Source organism: Streptomyces sp. NPDC058289, assembly GCF_042880975.1.
Taxonomy (GTDB): domain Bacteria; phylum Actinomycetota; class Actinomycetes; order Streptomycetales; family Streptomycetaceae; genus Streptomyces; species Streptomyces stoeckheimensis.
Genome location: NZ_JBHVYI010000131.1, coordinates 1 through 17,747, shown reverse-complemented (window position 1 = coordinate 17,747; position 17,747 = coordinate 1). Strand labels below are relative to the sequence as shown.

The 17,747-nt window shown below is 73.2% G+C and carries 19 protein-coding genes; 13 read left to right on the top strand and 6 right to left on the bottom strand.

Features of this window, described 5'->3' with window-relative positions:
- Positions 1-152: 152 nt before the first annotated feature.
- Positions 153-1,172, bottom strand: a complete 1,020-nt coding sequence (gene glnII / locus ACFVX6_RS37880; protein ID WP_112451709.1) for a glutamine synthetase — start codon at positions 1,170-1,172, stop codon at positions 153-155.
- A gap of 280 nt (positions 1,173-1,452) precedes the next feature.
- Between glnII and ACFVX6_RS37875 the strand changes: the two genes are divergently transcribed.
- A complete protein-coding gene (locus ACFVX6_RS37875) occupies positions 1,453-2,382 on the top strand; it encodes a Gfo/Idh/MocA family protein (RefSeq protein WP_389699136.1) in 930 nt (309 codons plus the stop codon).
- 124 nt (positions 2,383-2,506) lie between these two features.
- Here the strand turns inward: ACFVX6_RS37875 and ACFVX6_RS37870 are convergent, their stop codons facing one another.
- Positions 2,507-3,079 (bottom strand): hypothetical protein, encoded by a 573-nt coding sequence (locus tag ACFVX6_RS37870; RefSeq protein WP_389699135.1) that lies wholly within the window; start codon positions 3,077-3,079, stop codon positions 2,507-2,509.
- Between the two features lie 185 nt (positions 3,080-3,264).
- Between ACFVX6_RS37870 and ACFVX6_RS37865 the strand changes: the two genes are divergently transcribed.
- From ACFVX6_RS37865 to ACFVX6_RS37855, 3 genes are all read left to right on the top strand, one after another.
- A complete protein-coding gene (locus ACFVX6_RS37865; RefSeq protein WP_389699134.1) occupies positions 3,265-3,972 on the top strand; it encodes an NADPH-dependent F420 reductase in 708 nt (235 codons plus the stop codon).
- The gene (locus tag ACFVX6_RS37860; RefSeq protein WP_389699133.1) at positions 3,969-4,895 is read left to right on the top strand and encodes a 2-dehydropantoate 2-reductase; all 927 of its coding nucleotides are present in this window, start codon (positions 3,969-3,971) and stop codon (positions 4,893-4,895) included. Before ACFVX6_RS37865 ends, ACFVX6_RS37860 begins: the two co-directional genes overlap by 4 nt.
- 160 nt (positions 4,896-5,055) lie before the next feature.
- A complete protein-coding gene (locus ACFVX6_RS37855; protein WP_389699132.1) occupies positions 5,056-6,150 on the top strand; it encodes a serine hydrolase domain-containing protein in 1,095 nt (364 codons plus the stop codon).
- Here the strand turns inward: ACFVX6_RS37855 and ACFVX6_RS37850 are convergent.
- Positions 6,147-6,530 (bottom strand): ArsC/Spx/MgsR family protein, encoded by a 384-nt coding sequence (locus tag ACFVX6_RS37850; RefSeq protein WP_382754072.1) that lies wholly within the window; start codon positions 6,528-6,530, stop codon positions 6,147-6,149. The two genes, ACFVX6_RS37855 and ACFVX6_RS37850, sit on opposite strands and share 4 nt — an antisense overlap.
- A 106-nt stretch (positions 6,531-6,636) precedes the next feature.
- Here ACFVX6_RS37850 and ACFVX6_RS37845 point away from each other — a divergent pair, with 106 nt between their 5' ends.
- Entirely contained in the window at positions 6,637-6,900 is a 264-nt protein-coding gene (locus tag ACFVX6_RS37845) for a hypothetical protein (RefSeq protein WP_250743574.1), read from the top strand.
- Positions 6,901-6,920: 20 nt separating this feature from the next.
- Here the strand turns inward: ACFVX6_RS37845 and ACFVX6_RS37840 are convergent, their stop codons facing one another.
- Together ACFVX6_RS37840 and ACFVX6_RS37835 are read right to left on the bottom strand one after the other, a co-directional pair.
- Entirely contained in the window at positions 6,921-7,706 is a 786-nt protein-coding gene (locus ACFVX6_RS37840; protein ID WP_389699131.1) for a polysaccharide deacetylase family protein, read from the bottom strand.
- A 132-nt stretch (positions 7,707-7,838) separates the two neighbouring features.
- Positions 7,839-8,981, bottom strand: coding sequence for a PP2C family protein-serine/threonine phosphatase (locus tag ACFVX6_RS37835; RefSeq protein WP_389699130.1), 1,143 nt, complete (start codon positions 8,979-8,981; stop codon positions 7,839-7,841).
- Between the two features lie 76 nt (positions 8,982-9,057).
- Between ACFVX6_RS37835 and ACFVX6_RS37830 the strand changes: the two genes are divergently transcribed.
- The 3 genes from ACFVX6_RS37830 to ACFVX6_RS37820 all read left to right on the top strand — a co-directional run bounded on the left by ACFVX6_RS37830 (position 9,058) and on the right by ACFVX6_RS37820 (position 12,204).
- Complete coding sequence (locus tag ACFVX6_RS37830) at positions 9,058-9,765, top strand: VIT family protein (RefSeq protein ID WP_389699129.1); 708 nt, start codon at positions 9,058-9,060, stop codon at positions 9,763-9,765.
- Between the two features lie 108 nt (positions 9,766-9,873).
- A complete protein-coding gene (locus tag ACFVX6_RS37825; protein WP_389699128.1) occupies positions 9,874-10,767 on the top strand; it encodes a TIGR01777 family oxidoreductase in 894 nt (297 codons plus the stop codon).
- A 186-nt stretch (positions 10,768-10,953) separates the two neighbouring features.
- Positions 10,954-12,204 (top strand): FAD-dependent oxidoreductase, encoded by a 1,251-nt coding sequence (locus ACFVX6_RS37820; protein ID WP_389699127.1) that lies wholly within the window; start codon positions 10,954-10,956, stop codon positions 12,202-12,204.
- 210 nt (positions 12,205-12,414) lie between these two features.
- On the opposite strand, the gene ACFVX6_RS37815 is transcribed toward ACFVX6_RS37820, so the two are convergent.
- Positions 12,415-13,914, bottom strand: coding sequence for a regulator (locus tag ACFVX6_RS37815; RefSeq protein ID WP_389699126.1), 1,500 nt, complete (start codon positions 13,912-13,914; stop codon positions 12,415-12,417).
- 173 nt (positions 13,915-14,087) lie between these two features.
- On the opposite strand from ACFVX6_RS37815, the gene ACFVX6_RS37810 reads away from it, so the two are divergent.
- From ACFVX6_RS37810 to ACFVX6_RS37790, 5 genes are all read left to right on the top strand, one after another.
- Positions 14,088-14,429, top strand: coding sequence for a hypothetical protein (locus ACFVX6_RS37810; protein WP_389699125.1), 342 nt, complete (start codon positions 14,088-14,090; stop codon positions 14,427-14,429).
- Positions 14,430-14,517: 88 nt separating this feature from the next.
- Entirely contained in the window at positions 14,518-15,315 is a 798-nt protein-coding gene (gene lipB / locus ACFVX6_RS37805) for a lipoyl(octanoyl) transferase LipB (protein ID WP_351440767.1), read from the top strand.
- Positions 15,316-15,434: 119 nt separating this feature from the next.
- Complete coding sequence (lipA, locus tag ACFVX6_RS37800; RefSeq protein WP_389699124.1) at positions 15,435-16,388, top strand: lipoyl synthase; 954 nt, start codon at positions 15,435-15,437, stop codon at positions 16,386-16,388.
- A 363-nt stretch (positions 16,389-16,751) separates the two neighbouring features.
- The gene (locus ACFVX6_RS37795; protein ID WP_266909348.1) at positions 16,752-16,949 is read left to right on the top strand and encodes a hypothetical protein; all 198 of its coding nucleotides are present in this window, start codon (positions 16,752-16,754) and stop codon (positions 16,947-16,949) included.
- A 10-nt stretch (positions 16,950-16,959) separates the two neighbouring features.
- A complete protein-coding gene (locus ACFVX6_RS37790; protein ID WP_250743562.1) occupies positions 16,960-17,658 on the top strand; it encodes a DUF4191 domain-containing protein in 699 nt (232 codons plus the stop codon).
- Positions 17,659-17,747 lie beyond the last annotated feature (89 nt).

Sequence of the window (17,747 nt, the reverse complement as noted above, 5' to 3'; positions counted from 1 at the left end):
GAGCACCGCACGGATCGCCATGCGGCCGACCCTACGCGGAACGCCCCGGGGGCGGGCGCCCCGTGGGGGGGGGCCCCCCCCGGGGGGGCCCCCCGCTGCCGGGTGGGGGGGAGGGCGGGCGCCGGGGTGGTGTCAGGGGTGGCCGGCCGGGGTCAGACCAGGCCGTCCTTCTCCAGGGCGGTGCAGCAGGTGTCCGTGATGAGGCGGGTCACCACGTACGGGTCGACGTTCGCGTTCGGGCGGCGGTCCTCGATGTAGCCCTTGCCGTCCTTCTCGACCTGCCACGGGATGCGGACGGAGGCGCCGCGGTCCGAGACGCCGTAGCTGTACTCGTTCCACGGGGCGGTCTCGTGCAGGCCCGTCAGGCGCTCGTCGATGCCGGCGCCGTAGTTCTTGACGTGGTCCAGCGGCTTGCTGCCCTCGCCCAGCGACTCGGCCGCGGAGATGATCGCGCGGTAGTCCTCGCGCATCGCCTTCGTGGAGAAGTTGGTGTGCGCACCCGCGCCGTTCCAGTCGCCCTTGACCGGCTTCGGGTTCAGCGTCGCGGAGACGTTGAAGTCCTCGGCGGTGCGGTAGAGCAGCCAGCGCGCGATCCACAGCTGGTCGGAGACCTCCAGCGGGCCGACCGGGCCGACCTGGAACTCCCACTGGCCGGGCATGACCTCGGCGTTGATGCCGGAGATCGCCAGGCCCGCCGCGAGGCAGTGGTCCAGGTGCTTCTCGACGATGTCGCGGCCGAAGATCTCGTCCGAGCCGACGCCGCAGTAGTAGCCGCCCTGCGCGGCCGGGAAGCCGTTGACCGGGAAGCCGAGCGGGCGGGTGCCGTCGAAGAAGGTGTACTCCTGCTCGATGCCGTAGATCGGCTCCTGAGCGGCGAACTTCTCGGCGATCGGACGCAGCAGCGCGCGGGTGTTCGACGCGTGCGGGGTCATGTCGATGTTCAGGACCTCGCACAGGACGAGGACGTTGTCGCCGCCGCGGATCGGGTCCGGGCAGGTGAACACCGGCTGAAGTACGCGGTCGGAGGCGTGGCCCTCGGCCTGGTTGGTGCTCGAACCGTCGAAGCCCCAGATCGGCAGCGCGTCGCCGTCCGCCATGATCTTGGTCTTGGAGCGCAGCTTCGCCGTCGGCTCGGTTCCGTCGATCCAGATGTACTCAGCCTTGTAGCTCACGGGCCCCATCCTTCGGTGCGTCGCTCCGGCGCAGACTCTGCGGGTGCTGCGCTGCGTCCTGCGGATCGCGTACGGCGGTTCACGTCCCTGTGGCTCGCGTACTGCGACATTCGTTCTGCGGTGTAGACCGCAGCGTGCCCCCTCGCGATTTCTCTTCCGTTGCCCGTGTGTGAACCCCGTGTTACCGAGGTTTGCGCCGCAGGTGGGCGTGGTCGAGAGGGTTGGCGTCGGAACACCCGTCCGGGTGGGGCAGACTGGGCGGGTGAGCATTTCGTACGATTTGACGTCCGCCGGAGATGCCGCCGCAGAGGCCGCTCCCGGGCCCCGCCCCCGGATCGGCCTGCTGGGCACCGGCCCATGGGCCCGCCGCACGCACGCCCCCGCCCTCGCCGCGCACCCCGGCTCCGAGTTCGCCGGAGTCTGGGGCCGGCGCCCCGAAGCCGCGGCCGAACTGGCGCGCGAGTACGGGGTGAAGGTGTACGAAGACCCCGACGCGCTGTTCGCCGACTGTGACGCCGTGGCCTTCGCGCTCCCGCCCGACGTACAGGCCCCGCTCGCCGTGCGCGCGGCCGCCGCCGGCTGCCACCTCCTCCTCGACAAGCCCGTCGCCACCGACCCGGCCGACGCCCGCGCGGTCGCCGCGGCCGTGGCCGAGCACCGGGTCGCCTCCGTGGTCTTCCTGACCCTGCGCTTCGCCGAGCCGACCGCAGGCTGGGTCGAGGAGCAGGCGGAGCGCACGGGCTGGTTCACCGCCGCCGCGCACTGGCTCGGCGCGGTCTTCCCGCCCGACGGCGAGCCCAGCGCCTACGCGGACTCGCCCTGGCGCAAGGCCAAGGGCGGGCTGTGGGACGTGGGCCCGCACGCCCTGTCCGTACTCATCCCGGTCCTCGGCGACGTCACCGAGGTCAGCGCCACCCGCGGCCCCGCCGACGTGGTCCAGCTGGCCCTGCGGCACACGACCGGCGCGGCCAGCACCGCCGTGCTCAGCCTCAGCTCCCCGCGCGCGGCCGCCGGGGTGGGACTGGAGCTGCGCGGGACCGCCGGCGTCTTCGGCCTGCCGGAGTGGAGCAACGTCCCGGGGGCCTACGGCCGCGCCCTGGACGCGCTCCTCACCTCGGCCCGCACCGGGGTGCCGGACGTACGGGGGGCGGAGTTCGGAGCCCGGCTGACGGAGATCCTGGCGGAGGCGGAGGGGCAGCTGCCTGACTGAGCCCCCCTCGGGGGCCCGCTGCTCGGGCCGGACGGGGTCTCCGTCCGGCCCGTTCGGCTGTCCGGCGCGTCCTGCCCGGATCGTGTGCCCGGCCCGTCCGGCGTGCCCCCGTTGTCGCCCGCCGCTACTTGATCACCGCGTTGGCCGCGATGATGGCCAGCCCGATCGTGGCGTCGGCGACCCCGATGAGCAGCGCCGAGCCGAGTTTGTAGCCGACCCGGAGGGCCACGAAGGCGCCCCAGGCGAACAGCATTGCGGTGTTCACGCCGAGCCCGATGGCCGTGACCCCGTGCGAGTCCCAGTCGGCGAGTCCGGCGACGAGCAGGAGCAGGACCGTGGGCAGGGTGGCCGCGATCATGGGCCACTCGTTCCACAGCGCCCGCCCGAGGATCCGCCACCGGTGTCCGGCGGAGCCGGCCTGATGGGTGCTCATGTGGTGCGAGTACCCGTGCGCGAGCCCGGCGGTGGCCCCGGTGACGAGCACCCAGCTGGCGTCGTAGAACGGGGTGTACTCCCCGCCCTTCTGGTCGAGCGCGGCCAGCAGCCCGGACGCGAGGACGGTCCCGTACACCCCGCCGAACATCCAGTCGGCGCCGCGCCGGGGCGGCGGGAGCGGGGGGAGCTGGGACGCGGGGAGGCCCGGCGGCACCGGAGGCTCGCCGGGCGTGGTGGGCCTCGGGTGCTGCTGCTCGTTCACGATGGATCCTTTGGTGCGGTACGTCCCCTTTGTGCTGGTCCCACCCTACGAGGCGCGGGATGGGGCCGAGGTGAAGGGTCGTGACGGGGGCGGGGAGGGCGACCGGGTGGCGGCCGGGGCGGCGAGGTCCCACCCCGGTGCCGCAGCGGCGGAATACCGTGGATCGCGGGCGACTTGAACCCCGCATGGCAACTCTCGGACTCATCGGAAGCGGCAACATCGGAAGCACCCTCGCGCGGCTCGCCGTGGACGCGGGGCTGGACGTGGTCCTCAGTAATTCCAGGGGACCGGAGACATTGGACGCTCTGGTCGCCGAGCTCGGCCCGCGGGCCCGGGCCGCGACTGCGGCCGAGGCGGCGGCCGCCGGCGACTGGGTCGTGGCCACCATCCCGCTCGGGAACTACCGCGAGCTGCCCGCCGAGGTACTGGCGGGCAAGGTCGTGCTCGACACGCTCAATTACTACCCCCAGCGGGACGGGGTCTTTCCCGCCCTGGAGGCGGAGGAGACCACCACCAGCGGGCTCGTCCAGGAACACCTGTCCGGGGCGCAGGTCGTCAAGGCGTTCAACAACATCTACTTCAAGCACCTGCTCGCCCTCGCCCGCCCGGCCGGCTCCCCGGACCGCTCGGCCCTGCCGATCGCCGGCGAGGATCCGGCCGCCCGCGCATCCGCCACCCGCCTGCTCGACCTGCTCGGCTACGACGCGGTCGACGCGGGGGAGCTCGCCGAGAGCTGGCGCTTCCAGCGCGACACGCCCGTGTACGTCCTCCCGTACGCCGAGGACCCGGGCCGTCCGGGGGGCCTCGCCGAGGACCCGGGGACCGTCGCCGACGCCGCGGCCGTCCGTACCGCCCTGGCCAAGGCCGTCCGGCCCGCGGGCTCCGCCGGATGAGGATCCTGACGGTCGGAGCCGGCGCCGCGGGCGGCTACTTCGGCGCGCGCCTCGCCCAGGCCGGCCGGGACCTCACCTTCCTGGTGCGCCCTCGGCGGGCCGAGGTCCTGCGGGCGCGCGGGCTGCGGGTGAGCGGGCCGGGGGAGGAGATCGCGCTCGACCCGAGACTCGTCACCGCCGATTCGCTGGAGGGGACGTACGACCTCGTCCTGCTGTCCGTGAAGTCCACCTCCCTCGAAGCGGCGGTCCGGGACCTCGCACCGGCGGTCGGTCCCGGGACGGCGATCCTGCCCCTGCTCAACGGAATGGCCCACCTCGACCACCTCGCGGACCGGTTCGGGGACGAGGCGGTGCTCGGCGGCGTGGCCAAGGTGGTCACCACCCTGAACGAGCACGGCGACATCCTCCGCATGGCTCCGCCCACCGTGGTGCTCACCGGCGAACGCGACGGCCGTCCCTCGGCGCGGGTGGATGCCGTGCGCGAGGTGCTGGCCGGGGCGGGGATCGACACCCCCGAAGTGCCCGACATCATCGGCGCCATGTGGCACAAGTGGGTCTTCATCACCACTCTGGCGGCGGTGACCTCCCTGGCCCGCGGAGCCGTCGGCGAGGTCAACGCCGTGCCCGGCGGGACCGAGTTCGGCCTCGCGGTCCTCGCGGAGGCGGCCGCCGTGTCGGCCGCCGCCGGGTACCCGGTGCCGGAGTCCGAACTCCGCTTCACCGCCGGGACGCTGGCCACCCCGGACTCGCCGCTGACCCCGTCGTTGTACCGGGACCTGCTCGCCGGTCATCCGACCGAGGTCGAGCACGTGCTCGGCGACCTGTCCGCCCGGGCCCGCGCTCTCGCCGTCCCCACCCCGCTCCTCGACCTCGCCGCCGTCCAGCTGCGGGTCCACGAGCGGCGGGTGGCGGCGGTCGGGTAGAGCGGCCGGGGGCCCGTGCGACCGACCTCAGGGTCGATCGTGCAGGCCCCTTCAGGGTGACCTGGGGGTCTGGTCGGGGTGATCACCGATGGGCAACACGCGTTGAGCGGCGCAGTGTTGGTGTCAGAGCCCACCGAATCGCCCTCTCCAGGAGCCACCGATGACCGCACGCCCCCGCACCCTCCGCCGGATCGCCGTCACCGGCATCGCCCTGGCGGCCCTCACGGTGGGTGTGGGCGCGCCGGCCGCACTGGCCGCGCCCGGAGGGCCCGCGGGCTCCGCCGCGACCGCGACCCATGCCCGGCGGGCGGCCACCCACGACCCCGCCGCGCTGCGGGCCCTGCTGGCCTCCCTGCCCGACGACGTCTCGACGGGGGCCCTGGTGCGACTGTCCGGCGCGGGGCTGCGCACGCCGTGGACCGGGACCGGCGGGCCGGTCGCCGCGGACGCGGAAGTCCCGATCGGCAGTGTCACCAAGCTGTTCACGAACGCCCTGGTGCTGCGGCTCGTCGCGGAGCGCCGGATCGAGTTCGACGCGCCGGTGCGCCGCTACCTGCCCGACCTGATACCCGATGCCTACGCCGGAGCGACCGTACGGCAGCTCATGGACCACACCGCCGACCTGCCGATGGTCACCACCGAGTCCGCGGATCCGCGCAGCATGGTGCTCGACACGTTCGCGGCGGACGCGGCCGCCCGCCCGGGCCGCATACCCGCGCCGGGCACGGTCCAGCAGTACAACGGGACGAACAGCCTCGTCGCCGGCCTGCTCGTGGAGCGGATATCCGGCCGGACCTATGTGGAGGAGCTGCAGCGCCGCATCGTGCACCCCCTGGGGCTGCGTCAGACCCGGCTGTCGACGGACCCGCGGATGGCCAGGTTCTGGGCGGAGGGCGGCCTGGTCTCCACCGCGGCCGACCTGGACCGCTTCATGGCGGCGCTGCTGGGCGGCCTGCTGCTGCCGCCCGCTCAGCAGCGGCACCTCTACGAGGTTCCGGACGTGCCCAACGCCCCGGGGAACACCTGCCTGTCGCCGAAGGCCTGCTTCAGCGCGGCCGGTCTGATGCGCCACGAGACGGCCGGCACCGTGGTCTGGGGCAAGACGGGCTCCGGCCCCGGCTGGTCGACCGGGGTGTTCGCCACCGAGCAGGCCGGCCGCCGGCTCGTCTACGCCCACAACCCGACGCCCGGCACGTCCAAGGACCAGCAGATCGGGCGCGTCGTGGAGTTCGTGAACGCGGGCTTCGCAGGCTAGGCCGTCGGGCCGGACGTGCGGGAGAGGGCTTCGCGGACGGCCTCCTCCGAGCGGGCCACCACCGCCGTGCCGTCCTCGGCCGTGATGATCGGGCGCTGGATCAGCTTCGGGTGGGCCGCCAGGTGGCTGATCCAGGCCCCGCGGGCCTCCTCGGTCTCCTCGCGCGGCAGGTCCCGTACGCCCGTCTCCTTGGCCAGCGGGTCCGACGTGCGGGTGATGTCCCAGGGCTCCAGGCCCAGTCGGCCCAGGACCTCGCGGATCTCGGCCTCGGAGGGCACGTCCTCCAGGTAGCGGCGGACGGTGTACTCGGCGCCCTCCGCGTCCAGCAGGGTCAGCGCGCTACGGCACTTCGAGCAGGCGGGGTTGATCCAGATCTCCATGCCCGAAAGCTTAGCGAGGCGCCGCCTGGCCAGGTCCTTTGTCAGTGGTCGCCGGTAAAATTCAAGGAGAAGGACAGGACGCCAACTTGCCTTTGGGAGGCTGTAGATGGCCACTGCCATGACCCTGCACACCATCGAGCCCGTCAAGAAGAAGCCGCTGCCGGCGGGGCTGCCCCGGGAGTGGTACGAGAGTCACAACCGGCGGCTGAAGGCGATGCGGCTGGCGATATCGCTGCTCGACTCGGGCACGTATGACGCTCAGCGCGCCACCAACCGCAAGATCCGCACGATGGCCGTCCGGACGGGCATCCGCCGGCCGTCGAACGTCACCTGCAAGATGGTCCGCTCCTTCATCCGCGACGCCGGGTAGGCCGGCCGGGCCGGTGGGCCTCAGCCCGCCTCGGGGACCTTCGGGAAGTTGAAGCCGTAGCCCTGCTCCTTGAGCCACGGCAGCAGCTTTTCGAGGGCCTCGACCGACTGGGAGCGGTCGCCGCCTCCGTCGTGCATGAGGATCGTCGGCCCCTTGGGCTTCAGCTGGTCCTGCACGGCGCTGACGATCTTGTCGGCGCCGGGTCGGTTGAAGTCGCCGGGGTCGACGTTCCAGCCGAGGTTGGCCATGCCGCCGCGGGCGGCGATCTCGCGACTCCCGGAGGTGAAGGCGCCGCCGGGGGCGCGGTAGTACCAGATGCGGGCGGAGCCGCTCGCCTCGTCGATCATCCGCTGCGCGTCCAGGACCTCCTTCTCCTGGTACGCCACGTCCTTCTTGTTCATGGCCGTGTCGTGGCTGACCGCGTGGTTGCACAGGCGGTGGCCGGCCGACACGATCTCCTTCACCAGGTCCGGGTGCCTCTGTGCGTTCGGCCCGGTCAGGCAGAAGGTGGCCTTCGCCCCGTGGGCCTCGAGGAGTTCGAGCGCCTTCGGGGTCCACTTCGGGTCCGGGCCGTCGTCGAGGGTGAGGTTGACGACCTTGCCCCCGTCCTCGGCCGCGCGCGTCAGGGCCGAGCCCACCATGAGCGGGGCCGGGGCCTCGATCTGCTGGTTCTGCGCCGAATCCGGTTCCGCCGCCGCGTCTACCTCGGCAAGGCCGAACACGATCGAGCCGGTGATCAGGGCGACGGCTCCGGCCGCCGCGATGACCGCCGTGATCCGCTGGTTGTGCTTGTACGGTGCGCGCATCGAATGGGCCTCGGATTCCGTGCTCGAAGGGCTGGAAAACCCGAGCGAAACATGGAAAATGACCCAAATGGGCGATTGTCATCGTTTGGTCATGTGATCAGGACGTAGTGGTCACCCCACGCCGGGGGCGGGCTACTTCCCGCCCTGGCCCGCGCCCTGCTCCCCGTCCCGCGCCCCGCCCGGTGCCCCGTCCCGCTGCGCGTCCAGGGACAGCACCAGCAGGGCCACGTCATCGCGCGGCCCGCCCCCGGTGAAGGACCGCAAGTCCCGCCACACCGCCGGGGCCAGCCCGGCGGCATCCGTCGCCAGGACGGGCACGCGCGCGGCCAGCGGATAGAAGTTCCCCGCCGCGTCCCGGGCCTCGGTCACCCCGTCCGTGTACATCACCAGCCGGTCCCCGGGGGCGACCCTGAACTCGGCCGGTTGCGCCGGGGTGGGACCGGCCAGGCCCAGGCCCAGCGGAGGCCCCGGGTCCACGTCGACTTCCGAGACCGTGAAACCCCGTAGCAGCAGGGGCGGGGGATGCCCGCACGACACGATCCGTACGAGGTCCAGCCCGGGCGGGAACTCCACCAGTACCGCCGTCGCGAAGAGCTCCGCGTGCGCCACCGACTCGGCCGCCGAGTCCGCCAGCAGCCGCCGGTCCAGCCGGGCCGCCACCGTCGTGAGCTCCGCGTCGTCCAGGACCCCCTCCCGGAAGGCGCCGAGCAGCGAGGCCACGGTGCCGACGGCGGCCAGGCCGTGGCCCTGGACGTCGCCGATCAGCGCGCGCACGCCGTAGGGGCCGACTCGTACGTCGTACAGGTCGCCGCCGACCAGGGTGCCGTGCTGGGCGGCCCGGTAGAGGCCCGCGCAGCCGACCGCGCCGACCCGTTCGGGGACGGGCGGCAGGACCGCGAGCTGCGCCGCCTCCGCGACGGTGCGCACGCTCACCAGCTGGGCGTCGCGGCGTTTTCGGACCCAGGCGACCACCACGCTGAGCAGGCCGATCACCGCGACGGTGGCCAGGTCGGAGCCCCGGGCGTGGGCGATCCCGAGCGAGGGCAGGCCGACGAGGATCAGCACCACTCCGGCGAAGACGGCCGTGCCGGCGGCTCCGTAGGCGAAGGCCGCCACCGGGGGGAGCCCGGCCAGGAAGTAGCCCAGCTCGACGTCGCCCGGGGTGATCCGCTGCACGAACACCAGCACCACAAGGGCCACCGCGGGCGCGAGGCGGGCCCAGCGCGGCGGCGGCGCCCCGCGCAGCCAGCCCGGCTCCTCGCGTCGGCGTCTCACCCCTCCACCCTGATCCCGCCGCCGGAGGCGCGCACGCCGGGTGGCTCCTTCCGGCGGCGCCCGCGACAGTGGTGGCGTGACGGAAGCGGATGGTGCGGTGGCGCAGAGCGCGGCGATCAGTACCCGGCTGAACTGGCTGCGCGCGGGGGTGCTCGGCGCGAACGACGGGATCATCTCCACGGCGGGCCTGGTCGTCGGCGTCGCCGGGGCCACGACCTCGCGGACGGCGATCCTGGCGGCGGGCGTCGCCGGGCTGCTGGCGGGCGCGCTGTCGATGGCGGCGGGGGAGTACGTGTCGGTCAGCTCCCAGCGGGACTCGGAGAAGGCGGCGCTGGACCTGGAGCGGCGGGAGCTGGAGGAGTCGCCGGAGGAGGAGCTGGAGGAACTGACGGGGCTGCTGGTGGGCAGGGGACTGAGCGAGCCGGTGGCGCGGGAGGCCGCGGAGCAGCTGACGGAGCGGGACGCGCTGCGGGCGCACGCCCGGGTGGAGCTGGGGATCAACCCCGACGAGCTGGCCAACCCCTGGCACGCGGCGGCGGCGAGCCTGGTGGCGTTCACGGTCGGGGCGCTGCTGCCACTGCTGGCGATCGTCCTGCCGGGGGCGTCGCAGCGGGTCCCGGTGACCGTGGTCGCGGTCCTGCTCTCCCTGACCCTGTGCGGGGTGATCAGCGCACGACTGGGCGGCGCGCCCGCGGCCCGGGCGATCCTGCGCAACGTAGCGGGCGGCGCCCTGGCCATGGCGGTGACCTACGCAGTCGGCACCTGGCTGGGCACGACCACCTAACGGCCCCACCCCCGCACCCCAACCCGGCCCCTGCCCCGGACCCGCCCCTCGGGCCGCCCCCCGGGGCGGACTGACCCGTGGGGGCGGGGGCGCTGTCAAGATGGGGCCATGCGTATCGCAGTCACCGGTGCCACCGGGCTCATCGGCAGCGCCCTCGGGCGGTCACTGAAGGCCGACGGACACGAGGTCGTCCGCTTCGTGCGGCGCGAGCCCGCCGGGCCCGGCGAGGCGCGGTGGGACCCCGCGCGCGGGTACGTGGACCCGGCCGGACTCGCCGGCTGCGAAGCCGTCGTGCACCTCGCCGGCGCCGGGGTCGGAGACCACCGCTGGACGGCCGCCTACAAGCGGGAGATCCGCGACAGCAGGGTCAAGGCCACGGCGGCCATGGCCTCGGCCATCGCCGCCATGGACGAGCCGCCCGCGACCTTCGTCTGCGGCAGCGCCATCGGGTACTACGGCGACACCGGCGACCGGGCGGTCGACGAGGACGCCCCGGCGGGGGAGGGGTTCCTCCCCGAGGTCTGCATCGCGTGGGAGGCCGCCGCCGCGCCCGCCCGGGAGGCCGGGGTCCGGACCGTGTACGCCCGTACCGGACTGGTCGTCGCCGCCGAGGGCGGGGCCTGGGGGAAGCTGTTCCCGATCTTCAAGGCCGGGATCGGCGGCCGCCTCGGCAACGGCCGCCAGTACTGGTCGCACATCTCGATGCACGACGAGATCGCCGCCCTGCGCCACATCCTCGACACGCCCGCCCTGACGGGGCCGGTGAACCTCACCGCCCCCGAGCCCCTGACCAACCGCGAGGTCACCGCCGCGATGGGCCGGGTCCTGCACCGCCCGGCGGTGTTCGCCGTGCCCGCGCCGGTCATGCGCGTGGTGCTCGGGGAGTTCTCGCAGGACGTGCTGGGCAGTCAGCGGGTGCGTCCCGCCCGGCTGCTGGAGTCCGGGTTCGTCTTCCGGTACCCGGGGATCGAGGAGTCGATCAGGGCCGCGCTGGAGGCTTGAAACGCCCCGGAGCTCCAGGGGGAGCGCCCCGGCGCACACATCGAGGCGCATGTGAGCCGAATGCGACCGTCGTGCGACCGGAGTTGACCGCATCACCCGTAATGGTCCGCCCAACTCGGGTTCCGCTGGACCCCGTTGGGGGAAGGAGGTTCCCCACACAGCCGGGCCGACCTCGGGGAGGGGCACGTGCTCAACAGCGCACACGCACACCATGCGGACGTGGTCATCGTAGGAGCCGGAGTCTCCGGACTCGCGGCAGCGCACCACCTGATCGCGGCCGGGGTAACGGTCATCGTCCTGGAGGGCGCGGACGACGCCGGCGGCCGGATGGCCACCGAGACCGTGGACGGCTTCCGGCTCGACCGGATCGGCCAGCTCCTGAACACCGCCTACACCGAACCGGCCCGCACCCCGGGCCTGGAAGGCCTGGTCCTCAAGCCCTTCGCGCCCGGCGCCCTCGTCCACAGCGACGGCAAGACGCTGCGCGCCGGCGCCCTCACCCCAGCCCGCGCCCTGACCAGCGGCTCCCTCGACCAGGCCCGGATCGGCGCGGCGCTCGCCCGCCTCGCCGCCCTGCCCGAGGAACGCCTCCTGGCCCGCCCCGAGCGCACCGCGCACGCCGCCCTGAGCTCCAGTCGCCTCGGTACGACGCTGCGCCCGCTCCTCGCCGCGCTGCTGCGCGACCCCGCACTCACCACCTCCAGCCGCGTCGCCGACCTGGCCCTGCGCACCTTCGCGCGCGGCCGCCTCGCCGTACCCGAGGGCGGCGCCGCCACCCTGCCCGGACTGCTCGCCGCCGCGCTGCCGCCCGGCACCGTACGCACCGGGGTCCGGGTCCGCTCCGTCGCCACCAACCTGGTCACCACCGAGGAACACGGCGACTTCAGCTGCCGCTCCGCGGTCCTGGCCACCGGCGCCCGGGCCGCCGCCGAACTGCTCCCGGGCCTGCGCGTGCCCGCCTTCCACCAGGTGACCGTGGTGCACCACGCCACCACCACCCCGCTGCCCTGGGACGGCTCGCTGCTCCTGGACGGGGACCCGGACTGGCCCGTCGCCCACACCGCGGTGATGAGCGCGGTCGACCCGACGCGCGCCCCCGCCGGCCGCAGCCTGGTCACCACCACCGTGCTCGGCCCGCCGCCGCCCACCCGGACGGTCGCCTCGCGGCTGGCCCGGCTCTACGAGACCGCGACCCGGGACTGGGAGCTGCTCGCCGTCCACCACACCCGCGAGGCCGTCCCCGCGATGCCGCCGGCGCAGGACACCCGGCGCACCGTCCGGGTCCTGGCCGGGCTGTACGTCTGCGGCGACCACCGGGACACCAACACCGTCGAGGGGGCCCTGCGCTCCGCCCGCCGCGCCGCCGCCGCCGTCCTGCGCGACTTCGGCGTCCCCGTCCCGACCGCCCCGCAGGCCGCCCTCCCGGTGGCGGCCTGAGCCAACCACCCACGGGGCCGGCGGGGCAGTGCCGCCCTGCGGGCAACCACCTCGGCGGTGGGTGCCCGCGGGGCAAAATCAGCCCCGCCGGCGTTGAGGCGCGGGGTCCGGGGCGGAACCCCGGGAGCAGACCCGCAGGGGGCACCACGGCGCAGCCACCCCGCCGGGCCAAGGGGGCAGCCCCCCTGAGCCCCCGGCCGACCCACAGGGTCACGACAAGGCGGCCACCCGGTCCCGATACCCCCGCACCGCAGACGCGTCCCGGTACGGCTCCAGCCGCCGCTCGAAGTCCCGTACGTACTCCACCGCCCGCACCGACCGCATCTCCATCGCCTGCTGCGCCGCCTCCGCGCCCAGCGCGCACGCCTGGTCCAGCTCGCCCAGCCCCAGCCGCGCCGTGGCCAGCACCACCCGGCAGAACAGCCGTGACCGCGCGTACGAGGGCGCCCGCAGCTGCAGGGACCGCTCCGCGTGCTGCGCCGAGGCTCGGTACTGCTGCAGGTCCCGGTGGCAGTGCCCGAACTCGTCCGCGAGCTGCGCCTCGTCGTAGTCGCGCGCCCAGTGCGGCACGTCGTCGCCCGGCCGGGCCGCGCCCAGCGCCCGCTCGGCCCGCACCAGCGAGGCCGTCGACGCCCTGACCTCCCCGAGCACCGCGTGCCCGCGCGCCTCCGCCGAGTGCAGCAGCGCCTGCACCACCGGCGGCGGCCCGGAGCCCACGCCCTGTTGCGCCACCCGGGCCAGCTGCACCGCCTCCCGGCCGTGGCCGAGGTACACCGCCTGCCGGCTCATCGTGATCAGCACGTACGCCCCGTACGGCCGGTCCCCGGCGGCCTGGGCCAGGCGCAGCGCCTGGACGAAGTACCGCTGGGCGAGCCCGTGCGCGGCGATGTCGTACGAGGTCCAGCCCGCGAGCCGGGTCAGATCGGCGGCGGCGGAGAACAGCCGGCGCCCGGTGGTCTCCCCGTAGGTGCCGCGTAGCATCGGCTCGGCCTCGTGCTCCAGGTACCGCACCAGGGCCTGGCGGGCATGGCCGCCCCCGTAGGCGTGGTCCAGGGTGCGGAACAGCTCGCCCACCGATCTGAGCGCCGCGATGTCCCCGCCCGTCACCCGCTGCCCGGGCCCGCGGTCGATCTGCCGCTGCCGGGGCACCGAGGCCCGGCCGGACACGGGACGGCCCTGATCGAGGCGGGCGTGATCGAGGCGCCCCTGCTCGGGACGCCCCTGCTCGGGAACGCGCAGGGCGGCCTGCTCCGCGCCCCGGCCGACCCGCTCGTCGGCCCGCCCGATCAGCCAGTCCCGGCTGGGCACCACCAGCCCGGCCGGCGTGAAGGCGATCTTGCGCAGCTCGGCGTGCGAACCGGAGTCCTTGCGCCACAGCCCGCTCGCGATGTCGACGGCCTCCTCGGGGGTGGCCGCGAACTCCAGCCCCGCGTACACCGGGGCGCACGCGTCCAGGCCCAGGTCCTGGGCCGACAGCCGCCGTCCCAGGCGCCGGGTGAACACCTCCGCGATCAGCGCGGGGGTGGTGCCGCGCGGCTGCTGCCCGCGCAGCCAGCGGGTCACGGAGGTCTTGTCGTACCGCAGATCGAGACCGTGCTCCAGACCGAGCTGGTCGACACGGCGGGCGAGCCCGGCGTTGGAGAACCCGGCCTCGGCGATCAGTGCCGAGAGCTGCCGGTTGGGGACACGCTGGGCAGGTCGTTCCGTCATCGGCTCCACGGTCTCCTGACGTGACGGACCGGAGACCCGGCCCTGTGAACGGCGTGAATGTAGCGGCGAACCTCGCCCCTACCGCCCTCTCTGTCCCACATTCATCCGATCGTGTGCAGAACCGGTGGGTCTCTTTACGGACCGACCCCCTCCACCCGCGTACGCTGCGCCCCATGACCCGCCGGCCCACCGGGGAGCATCGCCCCGGCAGCTGCGAGCGCCCCGACGGCGACGGCAGCCACGCAGAGTCCACGGCCCAGCTGCACGTACCCGAGCTGACCGCGCCCGAGCTGACCGAGGCGGAGTGCCGGCGCTGCGGGACCTACATCGCGGGTCTCGACGGGCGCTACGCGTGCGGGGTCTGCGGCTGGGTGAACGACCACACCGAGGGGCACCGCCGGCTGCCCCGGGCGGACGAGGACCCGGACCGGCCGCCGAAGGGCCGCCGACGGCCGAAACAGCTCCCCGGACCCCCGGATCCCGGGCCCTGCGTCGTGTCCGGGACGGGCGGCTGACGGGCTCCGCGGGGGCCGCCGTACCCTTGCTTGGTGCGATAGGTGCACACAGCAAGTTCGTCGGCAGGTTCAACGAGGAGGCGCCGCGGTGGCTGAGCTTGGGTTTGTCCGCATGGGCTTCGGCCCGGAGGCCGTCGAGTACACGGTCGCCTGGGAAGAGCAGCGCCGGGTGCACGCGGCCCGCTTCGCGGACGAGATCGAGGACACCTGCCTGCTGCTGGAGCACCTGCCGGTCTACACGGCCGGCCGGCGCACCGCCGAGAACGAGCGCCCGCTCGACGGCACGCCCGTCGTGGACGTGGACCGCGGCGGCAAGATCACCTGGCACGGCCCGGGCCAGCTGGTCGGCTACCCGATCATGAAGCTGCCCCGCCCGGTCGACGTGGTCGCCCACGTCCGCCGCCTGGAGGACGCGCTGATCCGCACGGCCGCCGAATTCGGCCTGGAGACCACTCGCGTCGAGGGGCGCAGCGGGGTCTGGGTGCTCGGCGACCCGGTGGAGGAGCGCCCGAAGATCGGGGGTCTCTCGCTGGACTTCGACCCGAGGCTGCACGACGAGGAGTTCGACCCGAGGCTGAACGGCCCCGAGTACGCCCCGTCCAACGCCGGCCAGCGCCGCGAGGACCGCAAGCTCGCCGCCATCGGCATCCGGGTCGCCAAGGGCGTCACGATGCACGGCTTCGCGATCAACGTGAACCCCGACAACACCTGGTTCGACCGGATCGTCCCCTGCGGGATCCGCGACGCCGGTGTGACCTCGCTCTCCTACGAGCTGGGCCGCGAGATCACCATCGCCGAGGTGCTGCCGGTCATCGAACGGCACCTGAAGGACGTACTGGAGCAGGCGGAGCTGCGGCCGCGGGAGATAGAGCCCGCCGCGGGCTGATCCCGGGGGGACGCCGGGGAATGGGTCGGGCCGCCCGCAGGTTGGCCGACGTAAGAACGTATGAAATTACGGGCGTACCCTGGTGGGCGCCGAAGAATCGAAGTCACAGGGAGCCGGTCGTGTCCGCAGTCGCACCCGACGGACGCAAGATGCTGCGCCTCGAGGTCCGTAATGCCCAGACCCCCATCGAGCGCAAGCCCGAGTGGATCAAGACCCGGGCGAAGATGGGTCCCGAGTACACCAAGATGCAGGCCCTGGTGAAGGGCGAAGGACTGCACACGGTGTGCCAGGAAGCCGGCTGTCCGAACATCTACGAATGCTGGGAGGACCGCGAGGCCACCTTCCTCATCGGTGGCGACCAGTGCACCCGGCGCTGTGACTTCTGCCAGATCGACACGGGCAAGCCCGAGGCGCTGGACCGCGACGAGCCCCGCCGCGTCGGCGAGTCCGTCGTCACGATGGACCTGAACTACGCCACCATCACGGGCGTCGCGCGCGACGACCTGGCGGACGGCGGCGCCTGGCTCTACGCGGAGACCGTGCGCCAGATCCACCAGCAGACGGCGGGCCGCGAGAGCGGCCACACCAAGGTCGAGCTGCTCGCCCCGGACTTCAACGCGGTCCCGGAGCTGCTGGAAGAGGTCTTCGCCTCCCGCCCCGAGGTCTTCGCGCACAACATCGAGACGGTGCCGCGCATCTTCAAGCGCATCCGCCCCGGTTTCCGCTACGAGCGCTCGATGGACGTCATCACCCGGGCGCGGGCCTACGGCCTCGTCACCAAGTCCAACCTGATCCTGGGCATGGGCGAGGAGCGCGAGGAGGTCAGCCAGGCGCTGAAGGACCTCCACGAGGCGGGCTGCGAGCTCATCACCATCACCCAGTACCTGCGGCCCTCGCCGCGCCACCACCCCGTCGAGCGCTGGGTGAAGCCGGCCGAGTTCGTGGAGCTGGCGCAGGAGGCCGAGGAGATCGGCTTCTCCGGAGTCATGTCCGGTCCGCTGGTCCGGTCCTCGTACCGCGCCGGGCGCCTCTACCAGCAGGCGATGGAGAAGCGCAGCGGAGCCGTAGCGTAGGTCGCGGGTCCGTCCGAGGAACGAGGGCGGGCACGCGGCCGGAGCGGTGGCGACGCGGAGCTCGACCTTGCGGACGAGAAGCGCGCGACCGTCTGAGTGCCGGGCGCGTGAGGCGTGCGCGGCACGCGTGACGCGTGGTGCGGGAGGTATGTGAACTCGCGCACAAAGTCTTACTTACGGGTAACACCGCACCGATGCGGCCCCTAGGCTCTTTCTAGTAAGAGTCCGGCGGGCCGCATCAAGGTTTCATCACTGTTTGACCAGTCGGTCATCCCCTGGTAACACCAGTCAGTGACGATTGTTCGACGCACCGCACACACGCTTGGCCACCCCCGACGTGAGCTCCGTGAAAGGGTCGACACCATGCAGGCCGCGCCCGTACGCGCCATCGCCATCCCGTCCTTTACCGACGCCGTCCGCGGCCTGGAGTCGCTGCTCATGAGCGGCGCCCGCCGGAACGCCTGGACGGCCGTCCTCGAAGACCGACGCAGGGCCCAGGACCGGGTCGAAACCGAGCACGTACTCGAGGCCGCGGCGACCCGGACCGAGAAGGCCACGTAAACTTCCCTGCATGGCGAGGAAGTCAAACGCAGAGACTGCTGCGAACCCCGGGCGACTGAAGCAGATCGCCCTGACGTACAAGATGACGCGCAAGGCCGACCCGAAGGTCGGTCTGATCGTCGCGGGCGTGGGAATCGTCACCTTTGGTGTCTTTCTTGCGATCGGCTTCCTGATCGACCACCCGGTCTACCTGGGCATCCTGGGCTTCCTGGTGGCGTTCCTGGCGATGGCGATCATCTTCGGACGGCGAGCCGAGACGGCCGCCTTCGGACAGATGGAAGGACAGCCGGGCGCGGCCGCGGCCGTACTGGACAACGTGGGTCGGGGCTGGACCACCACCCCCGCCGTCGCGATGAGCAAGCAGCAGGACATCGTCCACCGTGCCGTGGGCAAGGCCGGCGTGGTCCTGATCGCCGAGGGCAACCCGAACCGGGTGAAGCCGATGCTCGCGAACGAGAAGAAGAAGCTGGCCCGGATCATGCCCGACATCCCGGTCCACGACTTCATCGTGGGCAAGGGCGAGGGCGAGGTGCCGCTCAAGAAGGTCCGTACGACCCTGATGAAGCTGCCCCGTGTGCTCTCCGGGCCCCAGATCACCCAGGTCAACGACAAGCTGCGGGCCATGGGCGACTTGCTGAGCAACATGCCGATCCCGAAGGGCCCGATGCCCAAGGGGATGCGCATGCCGCGCGGCGGAAAGATGCGCTGATCTGCTTTTCGTATACGACACAGAGGGGCGCCCCGGGCCGATGGCCCGGGGCGGCCGTCCGTACGTCGGCCTTCGCCCGGTCGGAGACC

Excerpts from the sequence above, each read along its gene's own strand:
- ACFVX6_RS37825 (WP_389699128.1), top strand. The coding sequence starts at position 9,874 with ATGCGTATCGCAGTCACCGGTGCCACCGGGCTCATCGGCAGCGCCCTC.
- ACFVX6_RS37790 (WP_250743562.1), top strand. The coding sequence starts at position 16,960 with ATGGCGAGGAAGTCAAACGCAGAGACTGCTGCGAACCCCGGGCGACTG.
- ACFVX6_RS37815 (WP_389699126.1), bottom strand. The coding sequence starts at position 13,914 with ATGACGGAACGACCTGCCCAGCGTGTCCCCAACCGGCAGCTCTCGGCA.
- ACFVX6_RS37850 (WP_382754072.1), bottom strand. The coding sequence starts at position 6,530 with ATGGAGATCTGGATCAACCCCGCCTGCTCGAAGTGCCGTAGCGCGCTG.
- ACFVX6_RS37860 (WP_389699133.1), top strand. The coding sequence starts at position 3,969 with ATGAGGATCCTGACGGTCGGAGCCGGCGCCGCGGGCGGCTACTTCGGC.
- ACFVX6_RS37855 (WP_389699132.1), top strand. The coding sequence starts at position 5,056 with ATGACCGCACGCCCCCGCACCCTCCGCCGGATCGCCGTCACCGGCATC.
- ACFVX6_RS37840 (WP_389699131.1), bottom strand. The coding sequence starts at position 7,706 with ATGCGCGCACCGTACAAGCACAACCAGCGGATCACGGCGGTCATCGCG.
- ACFVX6_RS37810 (WP_389699125.1), top strand. The coding sequence starts at position 14,088 with ATGACCCGCCGGCCCACCGGGGAGCATCGCCCCGGCAGCTGCGAGCGC.
- ACFVX6_RS37845 (WP_250743574.1), top strand. The coding sequence starts at position 6,637 with ATGGCCACTGCCATGACCCTGCACACCATCGAGCCCGTCAAGAAGAAG.
- ACFVX6_RS37865 (WP_389699134.1), top strand. The coding sequence starts at position 3,265 with ATGGCAACTCTCGGACTCATCGGAAGCGGCAACATCGGAAGCACCCTC.
- ACFVX6_RS37795 (WP_266909348.1), top strand. The coding sequence starts at position 16,752 with ATGCAGGCCGCGCCCGTACGCGCCATCGCCATCCCGTCCTTTACCGAC.